Below are 22,380 nucleotides of genomic sequence, written 5' to 3' on the forward strand. Positions count from 1 at the left end.
AAATCCTGCAAACCGAAACCTGCTTATAGACTGCCGTTGAGCGCAAGATGAAAAGCAATAGCTGCCATCATTACACCAATTACGCCGTCGATAATTCGCCAGGCTAGCGGGCGCGAAAGAACAGGTGCCAGTGCCGACCCGCTCCAAGCGAGCAAGCCAAACCAAAGAACAGATGCGCTGCTGGCGCCTGCCACAAAGGTGGTTGCATTTTCCTGCTGTGCGCCAACTGCCGGAATCAATAAGAGCGTATCGAGATACACCTGCGGGTTCAGCAAGGTGACCGCCAAGGTGGTAAAAAGAACGCCTTTTAAACTGCGACGGGACACCTCCCCGGTTTCAAGTGCCGCCCTGCCCCGACTGGCCCGATAAAAAGCCTGAAGAGCCAGCCACCCGAGAAAGGCCACGCCTAACCAACGCAGAATTTCCAGCGCCTGTGGCATGGCCATCAAAGCCGCACTCACTCCGAACATACCAAGTGTAAAAAGCGTAATATCTGCAGACATGCACAAGCCAGCCGCCCACCAATGGTGCTCTCGTCGGATCGCTTGGCTCAGTACGTAAGCATTCTGCGCTCCAATAGCAACAATGATTCCGCCGCAGACAATCAATCCCGTCAAGTAGCTCTCTAGCGAACCTTCAAGCACCATTTTTACTCCTTTTTTGATGCCGCAAGAATAACCGCATGACGGTATACTTGAAATTCATATTCATAATGATGCATCAGTTTTTCTTATGATTGATTATAAATTATTAGAAGCTCTCGCTACGGTTATCGAGACGGGAGGTTTTGAGCGGGCAGGCGCTGTGCTCGGCCTAAGCCAGTCCGCAATATCGCAACGTATTCGAACATTGGAAGTGCGCATCGGGCAGCCAGTATTGTTTCGCAGCCCGGTTCCCAAAGCCACACCCGCGGGCCAGCAGCTGCTAAACCACGTTCAACAGGTTCAACTGCTTGAACGCGATTTAGCAAAATCACTTCCGACCCTTTCCGAGCCCACCGCACGACTGCGTATTGCCCTAAATGCTGACAGTCTCGCGACCTGGTGGGCAACGGCTATTGGAGAGTTCTGCCGAAGCGAAATGTTGTTGCTGGATATGGTGGTAGAAGATCAGGACATTGCACTGCGCCGAATGCGCGAAGGTGATGTTGCCGCTTGCCTATGCAGCAACTCACAACCGGTAGCTGGAGCTCGTTGCATTCCACTCGGCGGCATGACCTATCTGCCATTAGCAACGCCCTCCTATAAAACACAGTATTTCAGTCAAGGCTTCAATGAACAGAGCCTGCAGTCGGCGCCTGCAATCGTATTCGGGCCAAATGATCAGTTGCAACACCGGTTTTTAGCTCAAAATGGCTATCACGGCGCCTTCCCTTATCATCTATGCCCATCTTCTGAAGGGTTCGTGAAACTGGCGTTGGCAGGCATGGGTTACGGCATGATTCCGGAGATTCAGGCTCAGCAAGAAATCAAGACAGGGCGCCTCGTCAGTATTGCTCCCGGGCAATCTCTTGAAGTTGAGTTGTATTGGCACTTCTGGCGTCATAGCGGAGGAGTTATGGAGCGCCTGACCACTGCGCTGAAAGCGGCTCGGTCTTAATCTTTTGGTCCTACATTACACCGAGGAAACCGGAGCAGGCAGAACAGAGCTACCATGTCGTAAACGCCATGCCAGACCATAACCAAAAGAAGACTGTCGGTTATCGCATAAGCCATACCCAGCACCAGCCCAAGGCCGGTCGCGATAACAAAGTAAGTGAAGGAAACGTAGTGTACGAGGCCGAAAAGCAAGGATGCTGCTATCACTGCGGTAATTGGCCCCGTGTGCTCAGCAAGCCAACCTTGCACCGCTCCGCGGAATAAAAGCTCCTCTCCTACACCCGCAAAGACAGAGAGCAAAATAAGAACAGGCCACGAGTACCCAGACGCAAATTCGTATAACCCACGCATTTGCCGGTCGAGATCCGCCGGGAACAAGCCGGGGATTTGCGAGGCCAGTAGCAACCCACCGTAGGTGCATAGAGCGCCCAGAGCGCCATAAAACACACTTGGCCAAACCCCGGCTCCAAAAGCTTGAACCGGGATGCCCGCAACCAGAATAAGCAAAAGCCCGACAACCCCAATCCCACCCTGAAATATCAGGGCGGCAATTGGAGTAATTTTTGATTTATTCTGGATCTTCACTGCCATTTATTTTTCAAACAACCCCTTCACCGGGAAGAGGTCATCATACTGAGGCGCTTGCTTCTGGGCTTTCGCTTGGAAGGTTTTCATCATGTCAGTCGGGCGGAACATACCTGCTTGCCAGGTTGCCATATACTTCAGGCTATCCGCTACCGTGTGATCGCGGCTATAATTGAGCATCTCTTTGCAACCCGTAACCGCCAACGGTGAGTTGGCTGCAATTTTAGCGGCAACCTCCATTACACCGGCAACCAAAGATTGCTGGTCAGGGTAAACCGCATTCACAAAACCCAACCTATTCGCTTCTTGCGCCGTCAGTTTGCGCCCAGTGTATGCGAGTTCGCGTACAACGCCTTCCGGCATCAGCTTGGGCAACCTTTGTAACGTGCCCACATCGGCTGTCATGCCAAGCTCGGTTTCCTTGATGGTGAAGTACGCATCTTCCGCGCAGTAGCGGCTATCTGCCGCACACACCAAGTCCAACGCACCGCCTATGCAGCCTCCATGGATGGCCGCCAGTACCGGCAAACGAACGTTCTCCAGCGACGTTAACGTGTCCTGAAGCTGCAAAACAACACGACGCAAGTTTTCAGCCATACGGCCGGGGTCACCACTCATAGGTACCGCTTTGGGGTCTGTAAAGACGCCAAGGTCCATGCCTGCCGAGAAATGCTTACCCGTGGATGACACCACAATTACGCGGGCATCGGTGTTCGCTTCAATATCCTGCATGCAGCGGGGCAGCTCTAGCCAAAAGGCCTTGTTCATGGAATTCAGCGATTCCGGGCGATTGAACTGAACATGGGCAATTTTGTTTTCAACGCTGACGGCAAAACTTTCGTAGGTGGATAGCTCAGACAAGACAAAACTCCTCTATTGATTTTCAAAACTTCTGAAATGCAGACGCAAACATACCCTATGTTGCTAAAAATGTCGGGTTTATACTTACAAGAAAGTTCTTTGCTTTTCATTAACCAGCAGGTACAGTGGCCCTCGTTGGAAAGATTTAGCAAAGCACTTCATCAATATGACGCATTCCAGTAGTTGTACGTCCTGTTTTTGATCACGCCCGTTTTTTGTTTCCGCATACCGCTGACCAGCCATCAAAATGATGATCTGGCGGCACTTTAAAAGATTGAATTCAGGATTATATTATGTCTACTGTTACCGGTACTGTTAAGTTTTTCAACGAAGCAAAAGGTTTTGGCTTTATCACTCGTGAAGGCGGCCCCGACGTATTTGTTCACTACAGCGCTATTCAGGGCGGCGGTTTTAAGACTCTGGCTGAAGGCCAGCAAGTTGACTTCACCGTGACTCAGGGCCAGAAAGGTCCTCAGGCTGAGAACGTTGTTGCTGTTTAATTAACAGCCAACGCTAAAAAAGGCAGCTTCGGCTGCCTTTTTGCTGTCTGGAAATCTGTGTTTTATTGCTCTAAAACCTCCTCCTGCTCAACCCTATTCCTACCTCCGGCCTTGCTACGGTATAGCGCCTGATCTGCACGGCGAATAACTGAAGCTATATCGTCGCCTTCGCAAAATTCGCTAACGCCCACACTGATAGTGACATCCATTGCTACTCCATCGATAGCTTTCCAGTCGTAACTGCAAAGCGCATCTCGCACTCTTTCCGCGCTGGACAAGGCACTATCGATACTCGTAGTTGGCAGAATGATCAAAAACTCCTCACCACCCCAACGAGCTACAAGATCTTGGGTTCTTAGCTGCGCCAATATTAACTGTCCGATCTTGGCAAGCACCCTATCCCCCATTTCATGCCCGTAACGATCGTTGATCAATTTAAAGTGATCCACGTCGAGCAGCATAAACGATACCGGATGTCCTTCCCGCTGGAACCGTCCAATTTCCTTTTCAGCCAACTCACTTCCGTGACTCCGATTAAAGAGCCCTGTTAACGGATCAATGGTGGCTAACCTGCGAAGTTTACTCTGAGCTGAAAGGACCATGCTCAAATAGTAAAAGGACAGGTAGCTGAACATAGCAAACACAATGCTCAGGTTAAACAGGTGAACACCAAGCAAAGCACCGGATGATATCGGCTGAATAGGCGCAATAAACCACATCAAAATATCCAGCCCTACGTAATACCCCCAAAGCCCGACCAATGACAGAGCCGCACCCTTGAGGGGCATGGTAACGAACAAGGCCGGAATAAACATAAGAAGGTAATAATGGAAACCGCTACCCCAACCGATCAGAACAGTACCCAAGGCCGAATGAACAATGACCTCAGTCCAAATGAGCCGGATAGCCAAACGATTCTGCTGACGCCCTAATGCGTAGTATGCGGCAACGTACATAGACACACTGATAACGTTGACCCACGCTAAGATGGGGGACCCAAGGATGTGGAAAAGGAAGAAAAAGGAAACATCTACAGCGCCTGCAAGCTGGCAGGTTAGGCGGGCTACGCGCCAGAATTGGGGCCTGCGCTCTTTGTGATGCGAGGAGTCAGGCAAGGCTGCATTGCTTTCCATGAGTTCAAAAATCCCTAGTTATTTAACTATCTGCCCCACCAACAAGAACGCTCTCTGTCCAACGCGGGCTAGCAAGATAGTTCAGCCTGACTGCAAAGGTGTCTGCGCAACACTACCGCCTACCTAGAATAGACGCACCTGCCCCTTCAAGCAAAACCTAGATTCCAAAAAACACACGTTGACTGGCACCAAAAATACCAATAACATTCATCCAAAATGACACTTAACATTCTGAGCATATCAAACGGCTCTTAACGGCAGGAAACCATTCTATGACGCAATTATTTAAGGAAGTAACCAGCCCCCAAAATACCGATAAGGCAGAAGCTGAAAAGCTGAATGCTGGCGCGGCGCAAGAAAGCTCAGAAGCTTCCGTTGCCGCTTCGGAAAGCTCACCCAAAAAAGGAAAGCACGGGGATCCGGGTGTTTGTTGTGGCGGTTGCTCGTAAGCACACAGAAATCAATACGGTGCCCGTGACGTTTCTATTGCATACCTTGCACACTGGAAACGCCACTGGCCTCCCAGAATAACAGGGTCAATGCTCCATGTTGTGCCCGGAATGATCCATTTCTTTCTGCCCCATGTCAGCGTCTAGCGACTGTACACTGAGTTCCACATCCATCGCGTCCGCCCCCTTGAATTCCAGTCTGAGGGGAATGCGCTCTCCCGCCTTTAGCGGTTCAACCAGCTTCTCCAGCATCAGGTGATAGCTATGGGGTTTGAGTTCCACAACCTCCCCTGCCGATATAGTCAGCCCGCTTTTAAGTGATTGCATGCGCATCACACCGTCTTTCATAAGCGTTTCGTGGATTGAAACACGATCGGCCCTTGGCGTGCTTGCGCCCACCAGCGTTATATCAGCGTCACTATGGTTCTTGATAACCAGATAGCCGACTCCCATGGGCGTGCCCGGCGGGGTTGGTCGGCTCCAAGGGTGATCAATTTCAACGCTCCCATGGGAGTACTCATGGGCCACCGCACCACTGATGAAAGCCGGGAGGGCCATTGTGCTGGCTACAATAAGAAAAAGGATTCGTTTTATCATGGTATCTCGCATCGCTACGGTTAATCTGAAAATGACTGATGTCAGGAACTGCAAGCAGAAGGCTAACAGTGTTGCTTTCAGTTCAACTCAACGCAAGGAATGGAGTGCGTCGAATAGTCGCAGCGAGCGAGACAATATAAGGGGGCTGCCGGTATCAGGCTTTTTTAACAAACTCAGACTTAAGCTTCATGGCTCCAATGCCATCAATTTTGCAATCAATATCGTGGTCACCCTCAACCAAACGAATGCTCTTAACCTTGGTGCCAACCTTAACAACCAAGCTTGAACCCTTAACCTTCAAATCCTTGATAACGGTTACCGCGTCTCCATCCTGAAGCTCGTTGCCGTTAGCATCTCTCACAACTTTACCTTCGGCCTTCGCTGCCGCCTCGGCTTCTGTCCATTCGTGAGCGCACTCAGGGCAAATCAGCTGAACGCCATCTTCATAGGTATATTCAGATCCACACTGAGGGCAAGGCGGTAATTGGGACATCGGAGGCTCCTGTAAATGAATTTGAAGGGATTATACCACCAACACCCCTGCAAATCCGGGGCTGGGAGCCCTGATCAACTAAAGGTAAACTCAGTAACCAAAATCAACCATTTCGAGGAATCTGCTATGCCAATCTGGGTCGATGCTGACGCCTGCCCTGTCCCCATACGGGAAATACTTTGTCGCGCCGCAACTCGCTGGCAGGTGCAAACGACCTTCATCGCCAACCATGTGATCAAGCTACCGCCGAGCCCCTATATAAAGTCTAGACAGGTTATGCAGGGTTTCGATGTGGCGGATAACGAGATTATGGACCAGCTGAGCCCGGGTGACCTCGTAATTACCCAAGACATCCCCTTGGCGGCCGAGGCTATTGAGAAAGGCGCAGATGTGTTTAATCCAAGGGGCCAAGCTTTTACTAAAGAAAATATCCGTCAACGTCTGGCGATGAGGAATTTCATGGAAGAAATGCGCAACGCCGGGCAAGTTACCGGAGGCGCAGCGCCGTTCAGTCAAACCGATCGCAAAGAATTCGCTGATAAATTGGATCGATGGTTACAGCGCAACCGCAAGCCCGGCAACCACTAAAGCAACGAAAAGGCCGGCGCCTGCAGCAAGTTTTAGCCCTTCAATCATTTCCTGCTCTGCCGTCATAGCTGTATCTCCCTGAGCTTATGGTGTAAACAGACCGTATGGAATGTTTGTGCTCCTGCATGTTAGCTGAGCACAAAAATATATTAATGATATTGATTATCATTTGCAATATAAAAGGGGACGAAAATGCTCTCTGTCCGATCGTTGATCACACTCAGCAGTCTACTTTTTTTATGGCTGCCAATTGTTTCCACGGGCCAAACATTCACCATCGAGAATACCAGCTTCAAACTGGAAACCGTTGCCACGGGTCTTGAGCACCCCTGGAGCTTGGCGTTTCTGCCAGATGGCTCTGCGCTCGTTACAGAAAGAGCGGGGCGACTGCGCGTTATTCAGAATGGCGAACTGATACCCCAAGCTGTACGCGGCCTTCCATCACTCGCTGTGTCCGGTCAGGGCGGGTTGCTCGATGTTCTCCTGCATCCAGATTTCCAAGAAAACAGAACTCTGTTCCTTAGTTACGCCCACGGCTCCCGCAAGGGGATGACAACACGGGTCGCTCGCGCGGTGATTGAGGACGGGCAGTTAAAACAGGTAGCGGTGATTTTTGAAGCCCTGCCCCGCTCCAATACGTCTCGCCACTTTGGCGGGCGAATGGCATTTGACGCATCCGGCTACCTCTATATATCCGTTGGCGACCGCGGTGAGATGGATCGGGCTCAAGACACACAAGACGATGCGGGTGGGGTTCACCGCATAACCGTCAATGGTAAGCCGGCGCCCGGTAATCCAGGACTTGATGACAAAGGCACCAACGACACACTGTTCACTTGGGGAAACCGCAATATTCAGGGCATGACAGTACACCCGGAATCCGGTCATATCTGGACTCACGAGCACGGCCCACGCGGTGGTGACGAAATCAATATCTTAACAGCCGGTACGAATTACGGGTGGCCCGAAATAACCTACGGCATAGGTTACTCTGGCCTTCCGATCACCCTAGATACCGCAAAGGAAGGCATGGCGCAGCCCTTACACTACTGGGATCCATCCATTGCACCGTCAGGCATGGCCTTTTACACCGGCTCCGAATTTCCTGAATGGCAAGGCAACTTGTTCGTAGGTGCTCTCAAGTTGCGCAAACTGGTGCGCTTGGAAATCGAAAACGGACGGGTCACTAACGAGGAAGATTTACTCACCAACCTGAAAGAACGAATACGCGACGTTCGAGCTGGCCCAGATGGCGAGTTGTGGTTACTCACCGACTCGCCAGAAGGCAAAGTCTACCGGATTGTACCGGCTCAATGAGGGTCACCGGTACGCTCGGTTTTTTCGTACTGAGCAACCGTATCGGTAATTTCAAACCAGTCGGATTTTGAGCCAGTATAAACATGCTGCGCAGGGCCTTTGCCCAGAGGCTCGTTAATGACGCCAACACGCAAGCGGAGAATACCCGTTATTGCATCCACCCGGCTATACAGGTGGCTGCCACAGCGGCGACAAAATGCCCGGTACTTTCCCGGACGCGATTCGTACTCGGTAAGTTGCTCTTCTCCCGATAGGAACCGAAAACGAACCTTCTGAACCGGAGAACTGGCAGAAAAAGCACTGCCATGAGCACGGCGACACTGGCTGCAATGGCAGAGAGAGATAGGCCCCAGAGGGCCTTCATATTCAAAGGTAATATCGCCACACAGGCACTGACCGGTATACATAAACATCCTAACTGACTGGATCTTGCTGCTCTCAAGCTTCTGCTCGATAGCAGGCTATGATACCCGTCTAATTGCCCATGAAACAGAGTGAACGCTGACGGGTTTTAACCATATTGCGCGGTCAGGTAGTCCAATATGCGCGCAGACTCAAACAATCCTTCACCGGTATTCGGGTCTTCAAGGTAAGGCACCTGCACCCGACCATGAGCCTTGAAAAAAGCATCACGTTTGCCGCCAGCTATAGGCTTGTAGGGCCCGGGCTTGAGACGTTGCTTGGCAGGGCCAATTTCAGTCCAGTGTTCTTTACCCAAATTATGCAGAGTGTATGGAAGTTCCAACTCGCACAGTTTCTCGCGCACCAAACGAGAGAATGGACTGCCCTCAAAACTCCACAAATGCAGCGGTTGCTCTGGCCGCTTTCCTGTATTAGCTCGCAACCCTCTCATAGCACTGGCAACAGAGGCCATCGAGCCCAAAACCGGCTGCCAAACGCGCTCACGATAATAGCCGGGCACCGGCCGCTGTGCATATTGGCGGAAAAGGTACTCGATAATGGCTTCCGACTCGTACATCACGGTTTCGGTATTACGGTCAACCAACAAAGGGAATTGCTGCTTGCCCCCCGTCGCTTCAGCCTGCGGCCGAAAAACTCGCCCGCCCTTAGGGCAGGGTCGAATTTGTACATCAAGGTTGAGCGCGGTCAATGCTTCGCGAACTCGACGACAGTATGGGCAACCTTCCATGTCGTAAAGCACCAAGGGTTGCTCAGGTTGCGACACAGCCTTTACTACAAGACACCCGCGCCAGGCCGTTAGCGATGACGTTGCCACAGAACCAAGCACATTTGCGTGATGGGCCAACATATTAAGCATAGAGCAATTCCTCTGCTGAAAACTTCACCATTATCACCAAACATGTCGCTTTTACATTGGCTGGCGTTGCTGTCGGATACTGACAGCAACGCAACTTACACGCTGTGACAAACTCCAATACAAACAAGCAGTCTACTGGCATTTATTAACGTCATGTAGAGGTTTTCTGCATAGTACAATGAACAAAGATGGGCTATTGTTTAATCAGCGGGTCTATCCGCACATTTCATAGTCTGGCCAACATGGTGATCTCGGGTATGCCGCATACGAATAGCGCAGGAAATATCAGCCGTAAGATACGGCGCCCAGCCTTGATCCTTGCTACAGCTATCGCGCTAGCACCGGCTCTGGCGTATCTGCCTTCTGCGCTGGCTGCGGATGGCGACGATAAGAGCTACAGCAGTAATCGCCTTTGGGCCAGCCAGGTGCAAGATTACGCCACAAAATCCCTTAACAGCGATGAAGCATTGAGCATGGCTGCGGTGCCGCTGAACGGTCCGGGGCTTGACCAGCATATCAATGCCGATATACCTATGAGCCCCGGCTCGATTATGAAGGTGATCACCACCTATGCAGCGCTGGAAATCCTTGGCCCTACTCATCACTGGGATACCGATTTTCTGACAGACGGGCAAATGGTCGGCGATACCCTAAAGGGGAACCTGTATGTGCGTTTTGGCGGCGATCCAAAACTGACCTTCGAGCGATTATGGGCAACCCTGCGGGAACTTCGCGATATGGGTGTAAACCGCATCGAGGGCAATCTCGTTCTGGATGGCAGCTACTTCAAGGTGGATGGGGGCTTTCCTGCATTTGCTGACAATGGCAGCAATCCATACGCACCGTTTTTGGTTGAGCCATCGGCTTACCTCACCAACCTCAACCTTTTGCACTTTCAAATTCGGGCAGATGAGCGCGGCACCCAAGCTTGGAGCACACCGGCTTTAAGCGAGGTTGTTATCGACAACCGTGTAACTGCTGTACCTGAAGGGCCCTGCCCCGCACGTCGGAATTTTGATTGGCAGCCCGTGGTGCAAGATGGTGGACAGGTAACCGTGCGAGTAACGGGCGAATTGCCACAGGGATGCCGCACGACAGCCTATTTCTCTTTATTGCCCCACGAGCAATACAGCGCTTCGATGATTCGTTCTCTGCTTGGCGAGATGGGCATTATTGTGTCAGGCGGAAACCAAACCGGAACAACGCCGGAAACGGCACGGCTAGTGATGAAAACCACCTCACCCGATTTGGTGACCATGGTACGGGACATCAATAAGTGGAGCAGTAACGTGATGGCACGGCAGTTGTTGCTGACTATTGGCGCCCAAAACCGGCTGGATAACGAAAGCGATGACCGCGTTGCCGGCATACGCGTTATATACGATTGGCTTGAGAAAAAGGGCATCGATACCGCAGGTATGGTCATCGACAATGGGGCTGGCCTAACACGTCATGGTCGAATTACTGCAAGACAGGGTACCAAAATCCTACAACACGCTTGGAATAGCCCCTACTCGTCAGACCTTATGGCCTCCATGCCTATTATCGCTATGGATGGAACCATGGCACGGCGTCTTCGTAATACCGGAATGGACGGAGAAGGCCGCATTAAAACCGGTTACCTTGAAAATGTTCGCTCTATTGCGGGCTTTACGCGAGACGAGAACAACACAACTTGGGCTGTTGTGGGCATGGTGAATAATAACCCGGCGTGGAATGGGCAGGCTGTGCTTGATCGAATTCTCTATTCACTGCACTTCCAACCGCCTACGGGAACGGCTCTATCAAGATCCAGCTCTGGAAGCTCAAGTACATCCATCCAGTAAAACAAACAACCCCGGCTTAGCCCCGGGGTAGTTACCTTACGCACTCTTACTATCTTTAAGGCGCGATCCCAAGGTCATCTCCGTCAGTTTCACCGCAACAGGTGCAATGAAAGTTACCAGCGGAAATGCGACTGCCCATGCCACCAAAAAGGCGGGAATCCAACGATATAAAAAGGCGCTATCCATCCCTGTGTTGATGAAGGTGATGACCCCGGACATCAATAGGGACATCATTCCAGACATATAAAATCCGAACACTAGCTGTCGCAAACGGGCGGGTTTAATTCGGCTCATGAACTCTCCTGATCTGGGCACTGGCCTTTTAATAGCTACATCTGAAAGCTTCGGGGTGTCGTACACTGTACCTACCAAGGCAAGACATAATAGTAAGCTTGCAATCATTTTTCGATAGGCTTTTTTACCGAGCAAGGCGCCTTATGGATCAGTATGGACATTTATCCAAAGTAAATTGCATACGAACGGCAGCACTCTTACTTGTCACAATTCTGTTTCTTTCCGGGTGCAGCTCAACGCGATTGGCGTACCGTTACGCCGACTGGGGCATTGTCTGGTGGGTTGAGGATTTTATTTCGCTCTCTCAAGCTCAAGAGCAACAACTAAATGCAGACATTGAGAAGTTAAAGCAATGGCACTGTAGCACTGAGCTGCCGCGCTACCGAGCTTGGCTCAGTAATATCGACAATGATCTGGCTTCCGGCAAACCGACCTCCGAGGCTGTTGGTCGCCTTCAGGATCAACTTGTTAGCTTCTTTCCGCCTTTGATGCAGGGCATTACACCCATTGCCATTAACCTTCTCTCCAGCCTGAGCGATGAACAGGTGCGCGAGCTGGCGGGCAACATGGAAGACAATCACCGGGAACTGGAAGAAGAATTTCTGGCTGGTAATGCTGAAACAATTGCGCAAGCAAGAGCGGAACGGACAATAGAACGAGCTGAGCGTTGGCTAGGCAATTTGAACGATAGCCAACAAACAATCGTCAAAAACTGGTCCGAAAGCCGCACAGGACAAACCAAAATCTGGCTTGAGGGCCGCAGAAACTGGCAAAAGGCACTGCTGGAAGCACTGGAGAATCGCCGGGCCCCGGGCTTTGAACAAGAAATCAGTGAGTTGATCAATAATCCGGAAGCTGGCCGTGGCGATGCCTACGCGCAAAGAATGGATGAAAGCATGGAGGCCATGTCTTCATTAATTCAGGATCTTCTACACGCAAGCCAGCCTTCACAACTTGATCACTTGGCCCAACGCACATCGGAATTAAACGGCGACTTCAAAGCCCTTACCTGCAAGCCGGGCCCGGAAGTCGCAATGCAATCTAACCAATGATTAGATTGTAAGATAACCACCGTCTGCATTGATGCAGGCGCCCGTGGTGTAGCTGGAAGCGCTTGATGCCAGATAGAGCACCGTGCCCGCCATTTCACTGGGATCCGCCACCCGCTTCATGGGGATGTGCGCCATAGCTTGTTTCTTGATGGCTTCGTTAGAGGTCAAAGCGCTGGCAAACTTGGTATCGGTAAGGCCTGGCAGCAAGGCATTCACGCGAATATTTTGCTGGCCCAGCTCCATCGCAAACGATTTAGTCATGGAGATAACCGCCGCTTTGGTGACCGAGTAAATCCCTTGGTAGTGCCCAGGATTCACACCGTTTACCGAGGCTACGTTAATGATCGAACCACCACCGTTTTTCTTCATCAGTTGCGCGCCACGGGCACACATGAAGAAATAACCGCGAATATTTACGTCGACGGTTTTTTGGAAGGCTCCAAGATCTGTGTCTTCAATCGGGCCGAAATACGGGTTGGCGGCGGCGTTGTTCACCAGAATATCCAACTTGCCGTGCTCTTTTTCGATATGAGCCCAAATGGCTTCAATCTGATCCATCTCGCCAATGTGGCAGGCATAGGCTTCAGCACTGAAGCCAGCCTCGCGAATACTGCTGGCTACAGCTTCACAACCGTCAATCTTGCGGCTGGTTACAATCACATGGGCGCCATAATCTGCCAGCGTGCGCGCGATGCTCTCGCCAATTCCACGGCTGGCACCGGTGATTAGGGCGGTTTTCCCGGTCAGGTCAAACAGGTCTTTCTTACTCATTCGTTCACCTCAATTCGTTATCGGAACGTCACCAGAGCGGGGTCTTCCGCTTCAAGGTGGCTATAGTTATTGAAAACAGACAGGCTGCGGCGCCCTGAGGAGTAAAGCACACGGGTAACGCTGGTGTTGGCAATGACTTCGTTCAACCCTAATGCCCGCTCGTCGCTTAGGCTTAGCAGATGCTGACACATAACGGCGATGGGGCCGCCGGATGTGGACACCAGAACATCGCCGCCGTCCGCATACTCGATCATTTCATCAAAGGCCGCGAGAACCCGTGCTTGGAAATCTGCCCAGGTTTCATCGTATTCGGCATCGTGCTGACCGGAGGCCCAGCGGCGAACAGCTTCAACAAATGCCTTCTGAAAGGCTGCTGCGGGCTTTGTGGACGCAGCGAGTTCTTTTGCCATGACCTGCCGATCACGCCACTGGGGACGGTAACAATTTACGATGGACTCGTGATCAAATTCGTTAAAGCCCCGAGCAACCTGCATATCCGGCAGACTAGCTCCGTACCCGGTAGCAATGGCCTCTACGGTTTCCCGGTGACGCTGTAAGTTGCCGCCAAAAATCGCTGCCGGTTCGAATTTACCGGCCATCCATCGCCCAAGAACCTTGCCTTGTTCCCAGCCCTTTTTGGAAAGTTGGTCATAGTTCTCTTTACCAAAACTGGCTTGGCCATGGCGCACCAAGTAAACAGTAGCCATTAAAGCGAGCTCTCCGAGATCAAACGCTTGCAGCGCTTTTCAAGGTAGTTCGCCGCATGACCAAACGCTGCAAAGCGCTTGTCACTGGTTTGGCCGTGGTAGAAGCGGTAATAGATCTGCTGCACGATCACCGCCAATCGGAACAGCCCGTAGATCTCATAGAAATCGAAGTTCTCTGCCCGAAAGCCCGACTTCTCCATGTAGTACGCCACCACTTCCTTACGGGTAAGCATGCCTGCACGATGGGTGGGTTGGCGGCGCAGCATCTGGAACGGCCCTTCGTCGTCCGCCTCAATCCAATAGGCCAGCGTGTTGCCCAGATCCATCAGCGGATCACCAATGGTGGCCATTTCCCAATCCAATACACCGATCACTTCAAAAGGGTTGTCTGGGTTCAGTACCACATTGTCGAAACGGAAGTCGTTATGGATAACAACTTGCGCAATATCGTTCGGCATTTTTTCGCTGAGCCAAGTCATCACCTCCTCGAAGTCGCCAACGTCATCAGTGCGAGCCTTGCGGAATCGGTCGCTCCAGCCACCGATTTGTCGCTCAACGTAGCCCTCGCCCTTCCCCAGAGAATCGAGACCTGCGGCTTTGGCGTCAACACGGTGCAGGTCTACCATCTTGTCGATCACGCTCAGGCACAGTTTGCGCGTATCGGCTTCGTTTAACTCCAGATCGTCCGGGAAGTCTTGGCGCAAAATGATGCCTTTCATTCGCTCCATGACATAAAAATCGCACCCCAGCACATCATGATCATCGCAAATGGCGATTATGTCGGGCACATAGGGGTAAACAGGTTTCAGCGCCTGCATTACTTTCGCTTCGCGCAGCATGTCGTGGGCAGATTTTGCAATTTTCCCAAACGGTGGGCGACGCAAAACAAATGATCGGTCGCCATAGTCCACCTGATATGTCAGGTTGGAGGCGCCCCCCGGGTATTGGCGGATGACTGGCTCACCGGTCAGATTGGGGATGGCCCCTTTCATGAAGTGATCTACTGCTGCAAGATCCAGTTCTTCACCTTCGCGAATATCTTGTGCCTGATCAATCTGGGTCATTCATCTCTCTCCTTTTGTTCCCGGGTGCTGGTCAGGCTTTGGCCTTGTTGCCCATCTTTTTCATCCAGCGTTTACTTTCTTCGTACATGAGTTTGTCAAACACCGCTGGCGCATAGCGCTTGAGTATCCACAGACGGCGCTCTTTCACATGGGGCAGTACCCAGAAGTCATTTTTCTTTACCGAGCGAACGATATCGTCGGCAACCTGATCGGCAGTGATTGTTGAACGCTTCATCAGCTTGTTCACGTTCTGCTGAATTCCGGGAATGTCCGAACGCATGCTCTGAGTGAGGTTTGTCTGGAAAAACGCTGGGCATACGCAGCTTACGTGTATGCCATCACCACGCAGTTCCTGTCGCAAGGTTTCTGACAATGCTATAACACTGGCTTTGGATACGTTGTAGCTGTCCATCAGCGGCGCAAGCATAAGGCCCGCCATGGAGGCGATGTTCACGAAGGTTCCTGAGCCCTGCTTTTTGAACTGCGGTGTAAATGCTTTACAGCCACGCACAACGCCCAGCACGTTGATGTCGATAATCCACTCCCAATCGGCCATGGTGGTGTCTTCAATGGAGCCAGCAGAGGCCACACCTGCGTTGTTTACCACTACGTCCACCCCACCCCACTTTTCGGTGAGATCGGCGCAGATTTTTTCCAGATCTGTTAGCCGTCGCACATCACATTCAACAAAGTAGCCTTCGCCACCAGCATTGTTAATTTCCTGTTCTACACCAGCGCCCTGTTCTGGATTGATGTCGCCGATGCAAACCTTGGCACCTTCTCTGGCATAACGCAGTGCAATGGCTCGGCCAAGGCCGCTTGCGCCGCCGGTTACGAATACTCTTTGTGTCATGGGGTTGTCCGTTGTTTGTTATTCAGCAAAATACCAACTGCAGAGTACGACGGAGCCAGCGGGGTGGGGTGTTTCTGAAACACGCTGTGAATACGTCCGTGTACGCTTGGCTCCGCCATCCATGGCTACGCACAGTTTCAGAAACACCCCACCCCGCCGGCCCCTCTCATCATTGGCGCTAGATCATCAATTTTTATACTTGCGCAGCTCAATGCGAGCAACCGTGGCACGATGGACTTCATCCGGGCCATCTGCTAATCGCAATACACGAGCATAGGCAAATAATTGAGTCAACGGGAAGTCGTCATCGCTCACACCGGCGCCGCCGTGAATCTGAATGGCCTGATCCACAATAGTTTGCAGCATGTTGGGGATCACGGCTTTGATCATGGCGACTTCCTGAATAGCTCCGGCAATACCTTTGGTGTCCAGAGCCCAGGCACATTTCAGGGTCAGTAAACGCGCCTGTTCAATGGACATACGAGCGTTGGCAATGATGTCCGGGTTACCACCGAGTTTGGCCAGCGGGCGCCCAAAGGCTTCGCGGCTTAGTGACCGCTTTACCAATAGCTCAAGTGTGCGCTCTGCGGCACCGATTGCACGCATGCAGTGGTGTACTCGGCCAGGCCCGAGGCGACCCTGAGCAATCTCGAAACCGCGGCCGGGGCCTGCAATAAACGCACTTTTGGGCAGGCGAACGTTTTCGAATAGCACCTGACCGTGGCCGTAAGGTTCGTCGTATTCGCCGAATACGGGGAGCATACGTTCAATCTTTACGCCCGGTGCATCGAGCGGTACCAATACCATGGAATGACGACGGTGTTTGTGGGCATCGGGGTCTGAAAGACCCATAAAGATAGCCACTTTGCAGTCTGGGTGGCCAATGCCGGTGCTCCACCACTTGCGACCATTGAGCACCACTTCGTCACCTTCAACAATAGCGGTTGCTTCCATAGTGGTGGCGTCAGAAGAGGCTACTGCAGGCTCGGTCATGCAGAAGGCAGAGCGGATTTCACCGCTGAGCAGGCGGGGCAGCCATTCTGCCTTTTGCTCTTCAGAGCCGTAGTGAATGAGCACTTCCATGTTGCCGGTGTCTGGCGCGTTGCAGTTGAAGATCTCAGGCGCGATAAAGCTGCGACCGGTTTCTTCTGCAATCAGTGCGTAGTCGGAGTTGAGTAAGCCGCAACCATGCTTTTCATCCGGGAAGAACATGTTCCAGAGGCCTTGGGCTTTGGCCTTTTCCTTCAATTCCTTGATGATGGGCAGCACAACCCAGCGATTTTCAAGAGATGCCAGCTCTTTGTGGTACTGGGCTTCAACCGGGAAAATCTCTTCCGCCATAAACGCTTTTACACGCTTGAGATAATCCTGACCTTTCTCGGAGATACTGAAATCCATTGCCGAACCCTCTCAGAAATTGAACAGCGATTTTAGACTAGCAAACAGTGCATGAAGTTTAAGCACGATTAGGTCAGTCTAAGGTTGCCCACACTATTACGCGACTGAATTATTCTTATCGCTTACTATCAGTAATACTTATTCAACTAGAGCTAACTGACTATGGCCGGAACTCGTCTGGATCTCAATTTGCTGCATGTATTTGACACGATATACCGGGAAGGCAGTCTTACCCGGGCGGCGAAGGCGTTACACCTCACCCAGCCTGCCGTTAGCCATTCGCTGTCTCGACTGAGGGACCATTTTGACGACCCTCTGTTCACCCGTCAGGGCAACCAAATGGTGCCGACACCTTTGGCCCGACGTTTTCTTGAATCCATGAAACCGGGACTTACCCAAATTCAGGGCGCGGTGAATCAGTTCCACGCGTTTGACCCTGCGAACCAGCGCAAAACCTATTCTTTGGGGCTACGGGATGTTCTTGAGTCAACGTTTCTGCCGCCGCTTATGCAGCGATTAAACCCCTACCCTGAACTCGAAATAGCTAGCAAGCGCATTCCCCGACGGGATATGGAAACGCAATTGGCCGCAGGCAAACTGGACTTTGCTGTGGATGTTTTGCTGCCTGTCAGCAACCATACATCCCATGAACTTCTCAGACAGGACAGACTTGTGGTTCTGGCTCGGGAAGGACATCCGCTGGCAGAAAACACGCTGAACATGGACGGATACCTTTCAGCGCAGCACGTGTTGGTTTCATCACGCGCTGAAGGGCCGGGGATTGAGGATTTTGAATTATCAAGGCTAGGGGTTCAGCGCAGCATCCGCCTGCGCTGCCAGCACTATTACGCCGCCTGCCGGGTGGTCGAAGGAACGGATATGTTGCTGACTATGCCGGAAACCTACGCCCAGATTATTTCCGAGCGGGCAAACATCACCATAATGAACCCGCCAGCCGACTTGCCTTCAGTGGATGTGCATCTGTACTGGCACACTGCCTACGGTCAGGAACCGGCTCTCATTTGGTTTCGGGAGCAGCTGAAGGCGATTCAGTAGGCCCCCACAGCCACCAGAAAGCCGAAGAAACAAATGGCGGTAATACCGAGCGAGGCCAACACAATTCCAAACCCCCACCAGATGGCTGCGCCATCGGAGATATCAACTCCGTGGCCGCGCAGGGTGCGGTAAAATGCCCAGGGGCCGAGTAGAAAAGCGCCCACCACAGCAAACACCAGCCCTATGCTCATGCCAGCAAAGGTCCAGGTGGCAAGTTCAGTGGTTCGGCCTGAAAGGTTATCGATAACGCCCTGACGCTGCAGGAACTTCTTGCAGAAAAACCACACCAGCGCAAAAAGCGCTGCCACAAATACCAAGCCGCCAATAACGGTAAGAAGTCGGTAAAGCAAAGCTGCCTTCCTGTAGTAAGTAGACCCTATAAAATTACGCGAGTGCGCGAATTGAGGACACACTATAGCGCCGGGTTGCAGGCGGGTAAAACGGCTTTCTTGCCTTCACCGGTGGCAACCCCGGTTTCCCTGACTAAACTGGGTTGGTTATCCATACCAGTCAATTTGAAAAGGAGTCTCCAAAATGGCCCAAACGACCCGCATTGCCGTTACACCCGGCGACGGAATTGGCCCGGAAGTTGTGGGGGAAGCCATACGCTGCCTGGAAACCCTGCGAACCAAGCACAATCTCGCTCTTGAGTGGACTCATTTTCCATGGCCATCCCATGCTTGGCATCAAGAACATGGTGAATCCATGCCCGAGGACGCATTAATCCAGCTCAAAGCCTACGACGCTATATTACTTGGCGCGCTGGGTGATCCAGGGCCTCTGGATGACCCCAACCGCTACTTGTTGACAGACAGCGTTTCACTGGCACCTTTGCTGGATATGCGTAAGGGCTTCGATCAATGGGTGTGCGAACGCCCGGCTCGCCTACTGCCCGGCGCTCGTCAGTATCTCGCTGATGAGCGTGCAAAAGATATAGACATGTTGGTTATTCGGGAGAATTCCGAGGGTGAGTATGTGAGTCAAGGTGGGCGCTTGCGCAAGGGAACCGAGGATGAAATTGCGACCCAAATGGAAGTGTTTACCCGCAAGGCCACCAATCGCATTATTCGCTATGGTTTTGAGCAAGCTCGCGCACGGGCAACGGAGCGGGCAAACGAAGGCCGCACCCGGGAATTCCGCAAGCTTGATGGCAGCACCTGTGAAAGTCAGGTGTGCTTGATCACCAAACGCAATGCTCTGCGTTACTGGGGTGATATGTATACCGAGGCGTTTGAGGAGATCAGCCAAGAGTTTCCTGACGTAGCAACCCACCATGAACTGGTAGATGCAGCTTGTATGAAGTTCGTACAAAGCCCCTGGGCATTTGACGTGGTGGTTGCCAGCAACTTGCAGGGAGATATCCTTACGGATTTGGCCGCCGTGTTATCTGGCGGCATGGGCGTAGCCCCATCCTGCAACCTAAACCCAACAGACCCAAACATGCCCTCTATGTTTGAGCCCACTCATGGCAGCGCTCCAGACATTGCAGGGCAAGGCTTAGCAGATCCAACTGCCATGTTATTTACCGCTGCTCGCATGCTGGAATGGTTTGGCCGGAAAGATCCGGTGATGGCAGCGGCAGGTAAGGAGCTATTCGACGCAGTGGCCGCAGACTTGGCGGAAAATTCCGGTGCGCGGCGTGGAACTCAAGCCATTGGTGAAGCAATCTGCGCGAGACTGTCAGCCTGATAGACCACAGGAGCGGAGCCAGAGTTTTTTTCTGACTCCGCTTCAACTGCAGCCTTTTATTCGTCAGCCATCACAAATTCTAGACGGCCCGGTGCTACGCGCACGTCCATAGGCACCATCCCAAACATGCGCTGCGCCAGCTTGGTTTCATCCAAACGGTACACTGGCATGGTTTCCAGCATCTGAGCCACAACGCGCATGACTGTATCTGTAACCGGTGCTAGATCACCCTTGAAAAAGCTCGAATCAATGCTGCTTTCAAGCAGCTTTATTCTGCGAATATAGATCGCTTTCTCTTTGCTGTCGTAAACCGGGGCACCCTCCACTTTCAAGGCCAGATCAACCGGAAGCTTGGCCAAAAACGCATTAAGTGCAACCTGCCCTTTGAGATCAATTACCGCCACATCGCGGCCATCCGGCCCCAACGCCACGTTTGCATCACTGAGACTGAGGCTCAGGGGCGAGCCGCTTTTCAACTGCGTGCGATCGTAATCACTTACAACGTTTTGGAGGTGCCGCTCAAGCTCACCTTCAGAAATTGCATAAGGGGATATGCTGGCACAGCCGCTGGTTAAGGCAAGGGTCATCAAAACCATGCCCCAAAGGCCGATAAGGTGTGGTTTCTTCATCGTCTATTCTCCATGAATGAGCACCCATCCTGCGGCAGAGCGGAAGGCGTAACAAGACTGGCGGATTAATCATTGGTCAGAACTCGGGCCATCTACTCGTTTTCAGCCCGAGCTTCTACATAAGGGATCAGATTATCATCGAAAATAACCCGCAATAGAATAGGCTGGCAGCATACCTGACAATCTTCGACATACTCCTGCTCCGCTACTGATGGGTCGACGCTGATATCCAGCGCCTCCCAGCAATAGGGGCACTGGACGATTACAGAGTCCAGAGCCGACATAGGTGCTCCTTAGAGTTCTTTTAGAACTGCTGCTTGGCCATCCACGGAATGATGCGGTCAAACGCTGCATCCAGCTTTTCACAGGTGGTGGAAAAGCTAATGCGCACAGCGTTAGTGCAGCCTTCGCCGAAAGCATCACCAGGTACTACACACACACCGGTTTCTTTAAGCATGCGCAGTGCTAAATCCGACCCATCAACATGAGGCGGCAGATCCGGGAACGCAAAAAACGCTCCGCCCGGTTTGTATCCGGTCATGTAGGGAGTTTGATCAATGAGCTCTACAACTTTATCGCGGCGTTCTTTGTAGATGCCCAGCATATCCCTCACGCACTGTTGGTCACCAGTTAGTGCGGCTACGCCGGCGAACTGGGAAGGTGTATTGGCAACCGACGTGGTGAACATGTGATAGCGCCGCAAAGATTTAATCGCAGCCTGACTGGATATTACCCAGCCGACACGCAACCCTGCCATGCTGTAGGTTTTGGAGAAACTGCTGATGCACATGATGTTGTCCAGATCCATGGAGCAATTCAGAACACTGGCAAAGTCATCGTCATCAAAAATCATGTGGTCATACACTTCGTCGGCGTAGACCTGAATGCCCCGGTATGCGCACTCCTCCAAAATAGTCTCTACAGTACTGCGCGGATAGACCGCCCCGGTAGGATTGTTTGGGTTATTGAGGATCAAAGCGAAGGTGCGCGAACCCATGGCTCGAATCACTTCATCGGGATCGAGCTGATGGTCGTTTTCGGCCCGAGTTGGAACAAACTTAACCTCTCCCCCGTTCATACGAATGAGTGGGGCATACAATAGAAACGAGGGGTCGGTTACGATGAACTGTCGACCCGGTGCCGCTGTCGCCGAGATGGCTAGATACATGGCTTCAGTCGCACCACTGGTCACCAAAATATTATCTCTGGTGAGTTTGCGGTTGTAGCGCTTGCCGTAATAATCCCTTAGCGCCACCAGCAATTCAGGTAGCCCGGCGTCCATGGTGTAGCCGGTTTGCCCTGCATGGAGAGCGTCAACATAAGCATCAATAATATGCTTGGGTGTTGGCAGATCAGGCTGACCGATTGAAAGATGGATTACGTCCTTCATGGTGGCAGCCATATTGACCATACGCCGAATACCCGGCACCGGAACAGCCTGCATGGCAGGGTTCCAACTGGCCTTGGTTTTCCGGTACTTCACTTTACGAACTGCATCTTGGCCAGTATCTCTGTTGGCGGCATTTGCCATAACAACCTCCTGCAACGGGAACGACGGGGCAAATCAGACCCCTTTGCAGGTTAGTCAGTAAAATCAGGGCATACAAGATAAAGCCGCGAAAGATAATGTAGGTACAAGTA

The 22,380-nt window shown here is 52.0% G+C and carries 27 protein-coding genes; 9 read left to right on the top strand and 18 right to left on the bottom strand.

From position 1 onward, the window contains the following. Window positions 1-23: 23 nt before the first annotated feature. Complete coding sequence (locus FE845_RS03185) at window positions 24-647, bottom strand: LysE/ArgO family amino acid transporter (RefSeq protein ID WP_200361718.1); 624 nt, start codon at window positions 645-647, stop codon at window positions 24-26. A gap of 85 nt (window positions 648-732) precedes the next feature. Here FE845_RS03185 and FE845_RS03190 point away from each other — a divergent pair, with 85 nt between their 5' ends. Further along, window positions 733-1,599, top strand: a complete 867-nt coding sequence (locus FE845_RS03190) for a LysR family transcriptional regulator ArgP (RefSeq protein ID WP_200361719.1) — start codon at window positions 733-735, stop codon at window positions 1,597-1,599. Here the strand turns inward: FE845_RS03190 and FE845_RS03195 are convergent. Further along, window positions 1,596-2,189 (bottom strand): CPBP family intramembrane glutamic endopeptidase, encoded by a 594-nt coding sequence (locus tag FE845_RS03195; RefSeq protein ID WP_200361720.1) that lies wholly within the window; start codon window positions 2,187-2,189, stop codon window positions 1,596-1,598. The two genes, FE845_RS03190 and FE845_RS03195, sit on opposite strands and share 4 nt — an antisense overlap. Further along, entirely contained in the window at window positions 2,190-3,044 is an 855-nt protein-coding gene (locus tag FE845_RS03200; protein ID WP_200361721.1) for a crotonase/enoyl-CoA hydratase family protein, read from the bottom strand. Window positions 3,045-3,337: 293 nt separating this feature from the next. Between FE845_RS03200 and FE845_RS03205 the strand changes: the two genes are divergently transcribed. Next, entirely contained in the window at window positions 3,338-3,544 is a 207-nt protein-coding gene (locus FE845_RS03205; protein WP_071266268.1) for a cold-shock protein, read from the top strand. A gap of 62 nt (window positions 3,545-3,606) precedes the next feature. Here FE845_RS03205 and FE845_RS03210 read toward each other — a convergent pair whose 3' ends face one another. Continuing rightward, on the bottom strand, window positions 3,607-4,677 hold the full coding sequence (locus tag FE845_RS03210; RefSeq protein ID WP_200361722.1) for a GGDEF domain-containing protein: 1,071 nt from the start codon (window positions 4,675-4,677) through the stop codon (window positions 3,607-3,609). Between the two features lie 272 nt (window positions 4,678-4,949). Here FE845_RS03210 and FE845_RS03215 point away from each other — a divergent pair, with 272 nt between their 5' ends. After that, complete coding sequence (locus FE845_RS03215) at window positions 4,950-5,126, top strand: CCGSCS motif protein (protein WP_200361723.1); 177 nt, start codon at window positions 4,950-4,952, stop codon at window positions 5,124-5,126. An 87-nt stretch (window positions 5,127-5,213) separates the two neighbouring features. On the opposite strand, the gene FE845_RS03220 is transcribed toward FE845_RS03215, so the two are convergent. Continuing rightward, complete coding sequence (locus FE845_RS03220; protein ID WP_200361724.1) at window positions 5,214-5,723, bottom strand: copper chaperone PCu(A)C; 510 nt, start codon at window positions 5,721-5,723, stop codon at window positions 5,214-5,216. 154 nt (window positions 5,724-5,877) lie between these two features. Next, window positions 5,878-6,216, bottom strand: coding sequence for a zinc ribbon domain-containing protein YjdM (locus FE845_RS03225; RefSeq protein ID WP_200361725.1), 339 nt, complete (start codon window positions 6,214-6,216; stop codon window positions 5,878-5,880). 126 nt (window positions 6,217-6,342) lie between these two features. Between FE845_RS03225 and FE845_RS03230 the strand changes: the two genes are divergently transcribed. Both FE845_RS03230 and FE845_RS03235 read left to right on the top strand, forming a co-directional pair. Next, complete coding sequence (locus FE845_RS03230) at window positions 6,343-6,804, top strand: YaiI/YqxD family protein (protein ID WP_200361726.1); 462 nt, start codon at window positions 6,343-6,345, stop codon at window positions 6,802-6,804. Window positions 6,805-6,996: 192 nt separating this feature from the next. Beyond that, window positions 6,997-8,121 (top strand): PQQ-dependent sugar dehydrogenase, encoded by a 1,125-nt coding sequence (locus FE845_RS03235; protein WP_200361727.1) that lies wholly within the window; start codon window positions 6,997-6,999, stop codon window positions 8,119-8,121. Here FE845_RS03235 and FE845_RS03240 read toward each other — a convergent pair. Then, window positions 8,115-8,528, bottom strand: coding sequence for a GFA family protein (locus FE845_RS03240; RefSeq protein WP_200361728.1), 414 nt, complete (start codon window positions 8,526-8,528; stop codon window positions 8,115-8,117). The two genes, FE845_RS03235 and FE845_RS03240, sit on opposite strands and share 7 nt — an antisense overlap. 104 nt (window positions 8,529-8,632) lie before the next feature. Further along, window positions 8,633-9,400 (bottom strand): glutathione S-transferase N-terminal domain-containing protein, encoded by a 768-nt coding sequence (locus FE845_RS03245; protein ID WP_200361729.1) that lies wholly within the window; start codon window positions 9,398-9,400, stop codon window positions 8,633-8,635. Between the two features lie 257 nt (window positions 9,401-9,657). Between FE845_RS03245 and dacB the strand changes: the two genes are divergently transcribed. After that, the gene (gene dacB / locus FE845_RS03250) at window positions 9,658-11,226 is read left to right on the top strand and encodes a D-alanyl-D-alanine carboxypeptidase/D-alanyl-D-alanine-endopeptidase (RefSeq protein WP_200361730.1); all 1,569 of its coding nucleotides are present in this window, start codon (window positions 9,658-9,660) and stop codon (window positions 11,224-11,226) included. 36 nt (window positions 11,227-11,262) lie between these two features. Here the strand turns inward: dacB and FE845_RS03255 are convergent, their stop codons facing one another. Beyond that, on the bottom strand, window positions 11,263-11,520 hold the full coding sequence (locus FE845_RS03255) for a DUF2798 domain-containing protein (protein ID WP_200361731.1): 258 nt from the start codon (window positions 11,518-11,520) through the stop codon (window positions 11,263-11,265). A gap of 242 nt (window positions 11,521-11,762) precedes the next feature. Between FE845_RS03255 and FE845_RS03260 the strand changes: the two genes are divergently transcribed. Next, window positions 11,763-12,572: a DUF6279 family lipoprotein gene (locus FE845_RS03260; RefSeq protein ID WP_227714008.1), complete on the top strand. Its 810-nt coding sequence runs from the start codon at window positions 11,763-11,765 to the stop codon at window positions 12,570-12,572. On the opposite strand, the gene FE845_RS03265 is transcribed toward FE845_RS03260, so the two are convergent. The 5 genes from FE845_RS03265 to FE845_RS03285 form a co-directional block, all read right to left on the bottom strand. Then, on the bottom strand, window positions 12,573-13,343 hold the full coding sequence (locus FE845_RS03265) for an SDR family oxidoreductase (RefSeq protein WP_200361733.1): 771 nt from the start codon (window positions 13,341-13,343) through the stop codon (window positions 12,573-12,575). It abuts the gene before it with no gap. Window positions 13,344-13,360: 17 nt separating this feature from the next. Beyond that, a complete protein-coding gene (locus FE845_RS03270) occupies window positions 13,361-14,050 on the bottom strand; it encodes a histidine phosphatase family protein (RefSeq protein ID WP_200361734.1) in 690 nt (229 codons plus the stop codon). Next, the gene (locus FE845_RS03275) at window positions 14,050-15,114 is read right to left on the bottom strand and encodes a phosphotransferase family protein (RefSeq protein ID WP_200361735.1); all 1,065 of its coding nucleotides are present in this window, start codon (window positions 15,112-15,114) and stop codon (window positions 14,050-14,052) included. Before FE845_RS03275 ends, FE845_RS03270 begins: the two co-directional genes overlap by 1 nt. Window positions 15,115-15,145: 31 nt before the next feature. Beyond that, the gene (locus FE845_RS03280) at window positions 15,146-15,967 is read right to left on the bottom strand and encodes an SDR family oxidoreductase (protein WP_200361736.1); all 822 of its coding nucleotides are present in this window, start codon (window positions 15,965-15,967) and stop codon (window positions 15,146-15,148) included. Window positions 15,968-16,153: 186 nt separating this feature from the next. Next, complete coding sequence (locus tag FE845_RS03285) at window positions 16,154-17,365, bottom strand: acyl-CoA dehydrogenase family protein (RefSeq protein ID WP_200361737.1); 1,212 nt, start codon at window positions 17,363-17,365, stop codon at window positions 16,154-16,156. 162 nt (window positions 17,366-17,527) lie between these two features. On the opposite strand from FE845_RS03285, the gene FE845_RS03290 reads away from it, so the two are divergent. Beyond that, a complete protein-coding gene (locus FE845_RS03290) occupies window positions 17,528-18,421 on the top strand; it encodes a LysR family transcriptional regulator (protein ID WP_200361738.1) in 894 nt (297 codons plus the stop codon). Here the strand turns inward: FE845_RS03290 and FE845_RS03295 are convergent. Next, window positions 18,415-18,771 carry a hypothetical protein gene (locus tag FE845_RS03295; RefSeq protein WP_200361739.1) on the bottom strand — a complete coding sequence of 119 codons (357 nt, stop codon included), beginning with the start codon at window positions 18,769-18,771 and terminating at the stop codon, window positions 18,415-18,417. The genes FE845_RS03290 and FE845_RS03295 overlap by 7 nt on opposite strands. A gap of 184 nt (window positions 18,772-18,955) precedes the next feature. On the opposite strand from FE845_RS03295, the gene FE845_RS03300 reads away from it, so the two are divergent. Next, window positions 18,956-20,110 carry an isocitrate/isopropylmalate dehydrogenase family protein gene (locus FE845_RS03300; protein ID WP_200361740.1) on the top strand — a complete coding sequence of 385 codons (1,155 nt, stop codon included), beginning with the start codon at window positions 18,956-18,958 and terminating at the stop codon, window positions 20,108-20,110. A gap of 56 nt (window positions 20,111-20,166) precedes the next feature. Here the strand turns inward: FE845_RS03300 and FE845_RS03305 are convergent, their stop codons facing one another. The 3 genes from FE845_RS03305 to FE845_RS03315 form a co-directional block, all read right to left on the bottom strand. Then, on the bottom strand, window positions 20,167-20,739 hold the full coding sequence (locus FE845_RS03305) for a DUF1439 domain-containing protein (protein WP_200361741.1): 573 nt from the start codon (window positions 20,737-20,739) through the stop codon (window positions 20,167-20,169). Window positions 20,740-20,831: 92 nt separating this feature from the next. Next, window positions 20,832-21,023, bottom strand: coding sequence for a CPXCG motif-containing cysteine-rich protein (locus FE845_RS03310; RefSeq protein ID WP_200361742.1), 192 nt, complete (start codon window positions 21,021-21,023; stop codon window positions 20,832-20,834). A 20-nt stretch (window positions 21,024-21,043) separates the two neighbouring features. Beyond that, window positions 21,044-22,270 (bottom strand): pyridoxal phosphate-dependent aminotransferase, encoded by a 1,227-nt coding sequence (locus FE845_RS03315; protein WP_200361743.1) that lies wholly within the window; start codon window positions 22,268-22,270, stop codon window positions 21,044-21,046. Window positions 22,271-22,380: the final 110 nt, after the last annotated feature.

Source organism: Marinobacter sp. 1-4A, from assembly GCF_016597725.1.
Lineage (GTDB): Bacteria > Pseudomonadota > Gammaproteobacteria > Pseudomonadales > Oleiphilaceae > Marinobacter.

What these genes read in the sequence shown, in the direction of transcription:
- FE845_RS03300 (WP_200361740.1), top strand. Translation starts at nt 18,956, where the DNA reads ATGGCCCAAACGACCCGCATTGCCGTTACACCCGGCGACGGAATTGGC.
- FE845_RS03215 (WP_200361723.1), top strand. Translation starts at nt 4,950, where the DNA reads ATGACGCAATTATTTAAGGAAGTAACCAGCCCCCAAAATACCGATAAG.
- FE845_RS03230 (WP_200361726.1), top strand. Translation starts at nt 6,343, where the DNA reads ATGCCAATCTGGGTCGATGCTGACGCCTGCCCTGTCCCCATACGGGAA.
- FE845_RS03315 (WP_200361743.1), bottom strand. Translation starts at nt 22,270, where the DNA reads ATGGCAAATGCCGCCAACAGAGATACTGGCCAAGATGCAGTTCGTAAA.
- FE845_RS03245 (WP_200361729.1), bottom strand. Translation starts at nt 9,400, where the DNA reads ATGCTTAATATGTTGGCCCATCACGCAAATGTGCTTGGTTCTGTGGCA.
- FE845_RS03210 (WP_200361722.1), bottom strand. Translation starts at nt 4,677, where the DNA reads ATGGAAAGCAATGCAGCCTTGCCTGACTCCTCGCATCACAAAGAGCGC.
- FE845_RS03290 (WP_200361738.1), top strand. Translation starts at nt 17,528, where the DNA reads ATGGCCGGAACTCGTCTGGATCTCAATTTGCTGCATGTATTTGACACG.
- FE845_RS03190 (WP_200361719.1), top strand. Translation starts at nt 733, where the DNA reads ATGATTGATTATAAATTATTAGAAGCTCTCGCTACGGTTATCGAGACG.
- FE845_RS03275 (WP_200361735.1), bottom strand. Translation starts at nt 15,114, where the DNA reads ATGACCCAGATTGATCAGGCACAAGATATTCGCGAAGGTGAAGAACTG.
- FE845_RS03270 (WP_200361734.1), bottom strand. Translation starts at nt 14,050, where the DNA reads ATGGCTACTGTTTACTTGGTGCGCCATGGCCAAGCCAGTTTTGGTAAA.
- FE845_RS03185 (WP_200361718.1), bottom strand. Translation starts at nt 647, where the DNA reads ATGGTGCTTGAAGGTTCGCTAGAGAGCTACTTGACGGGATTGATTGTC.
- FE845_RS03195 (WP_200361720.1), bottom strand. Translation starts at nt 2,189, where the DNA reads ATGGCAGTGAAGATCCAGAATAAATCAAAAATTACTCCAATTGCCGCC.
- FE845_RS03235 (WP_200361727.1), top strand. Translation starts at nt 6,997, where the DNA reads ATGCTCTCTGTCCGATCGTTGATCACACTCAGCAGTCTACTTTTTTTA.
- FE845_RS03305 (WP_200361741.1), bottom strand. Translation starts at nt 20,739, where the DNA reads ATGAAGAAACCACACCTTATCGGCCTTTGGGGCATGGTTTTGATGACC.
- FE845_RS03285 (WP_200361737.1), bottom strand. Translation starts at nt 17,365, where the DNA reads ATGGATTTCAGTATCTCCGAGAAAGGTCAGGATTATCTCAAGCGTGTA.
- FE845_RS03310 (WP_200361742.1), bottom strand. Translation starts at nt 21,023, where the DNA reads ATGTCGGCTCTGGACTCTGTAATCGTCCAGTGCCCCTATTGCTGGGAG.
- FE845_RS03225 (WP_200361725.1), bottom strand. Translation starts at nt 6,216, where the DNA reads ATGTCCCAATTACCGCCTTGCCCTCAGTGTGGATCTGAATATACCTAT.
- FE845_RS03280 (WP_200361736.1), bottom strand. Translation starts at nt 15,967, where the DNA reads ATGACACAAAGAGTATTCGTAACCGGCGGCGCAAGCGGCCTTGGCCGA.
- FE845_RS03205 (WP_071266268.1), top strand. Translation starts at nt 3,338, where the DNA reads ATGTCTACTGTTACCGGTACTGTTAAGTTTTTCAACGAAGCAAAAGGT.
- FE845_RS03265 (WP_200361733.1), bottom strand. Translation starts at nt 13,343, where the DNA reads ATGAGTAAGAAAGACCTGTTTGACCTGACCGGGAAAACCGCCCTAATC.
- FE845_RS03240 (WP_200361728.1), bottom strand. Translation starts at nt 8,528, where the DNA reads ATGTATACCGGTCAGTGCCTGTGTGGCGATATTACCTTTGAATATGAA.
- FE845_RS03255 (WP_200361731.1), bottom strand. Translation starts at nt 11,520, where the DNA reads ATGAGCCGAATTAAACCCGCCCGTTTGCGACAGCTAGTGTTCGGATTT.
- FE845_RS03220 (WP_200361724.1), bottom strand. Translation starts at nt 5,723, where the DNA reads ATGATAAAACGAATCCTTTTTCTTATTGTAGCCAGCACAATGGCCCTC.
- dacB (WP_200361730.1), top strand. Translation starts at nt 9,658, where the DNA reads ATGCCGCATACGAATAGCGCAGGAAATATCAGCCGTAAGATACGGCGC.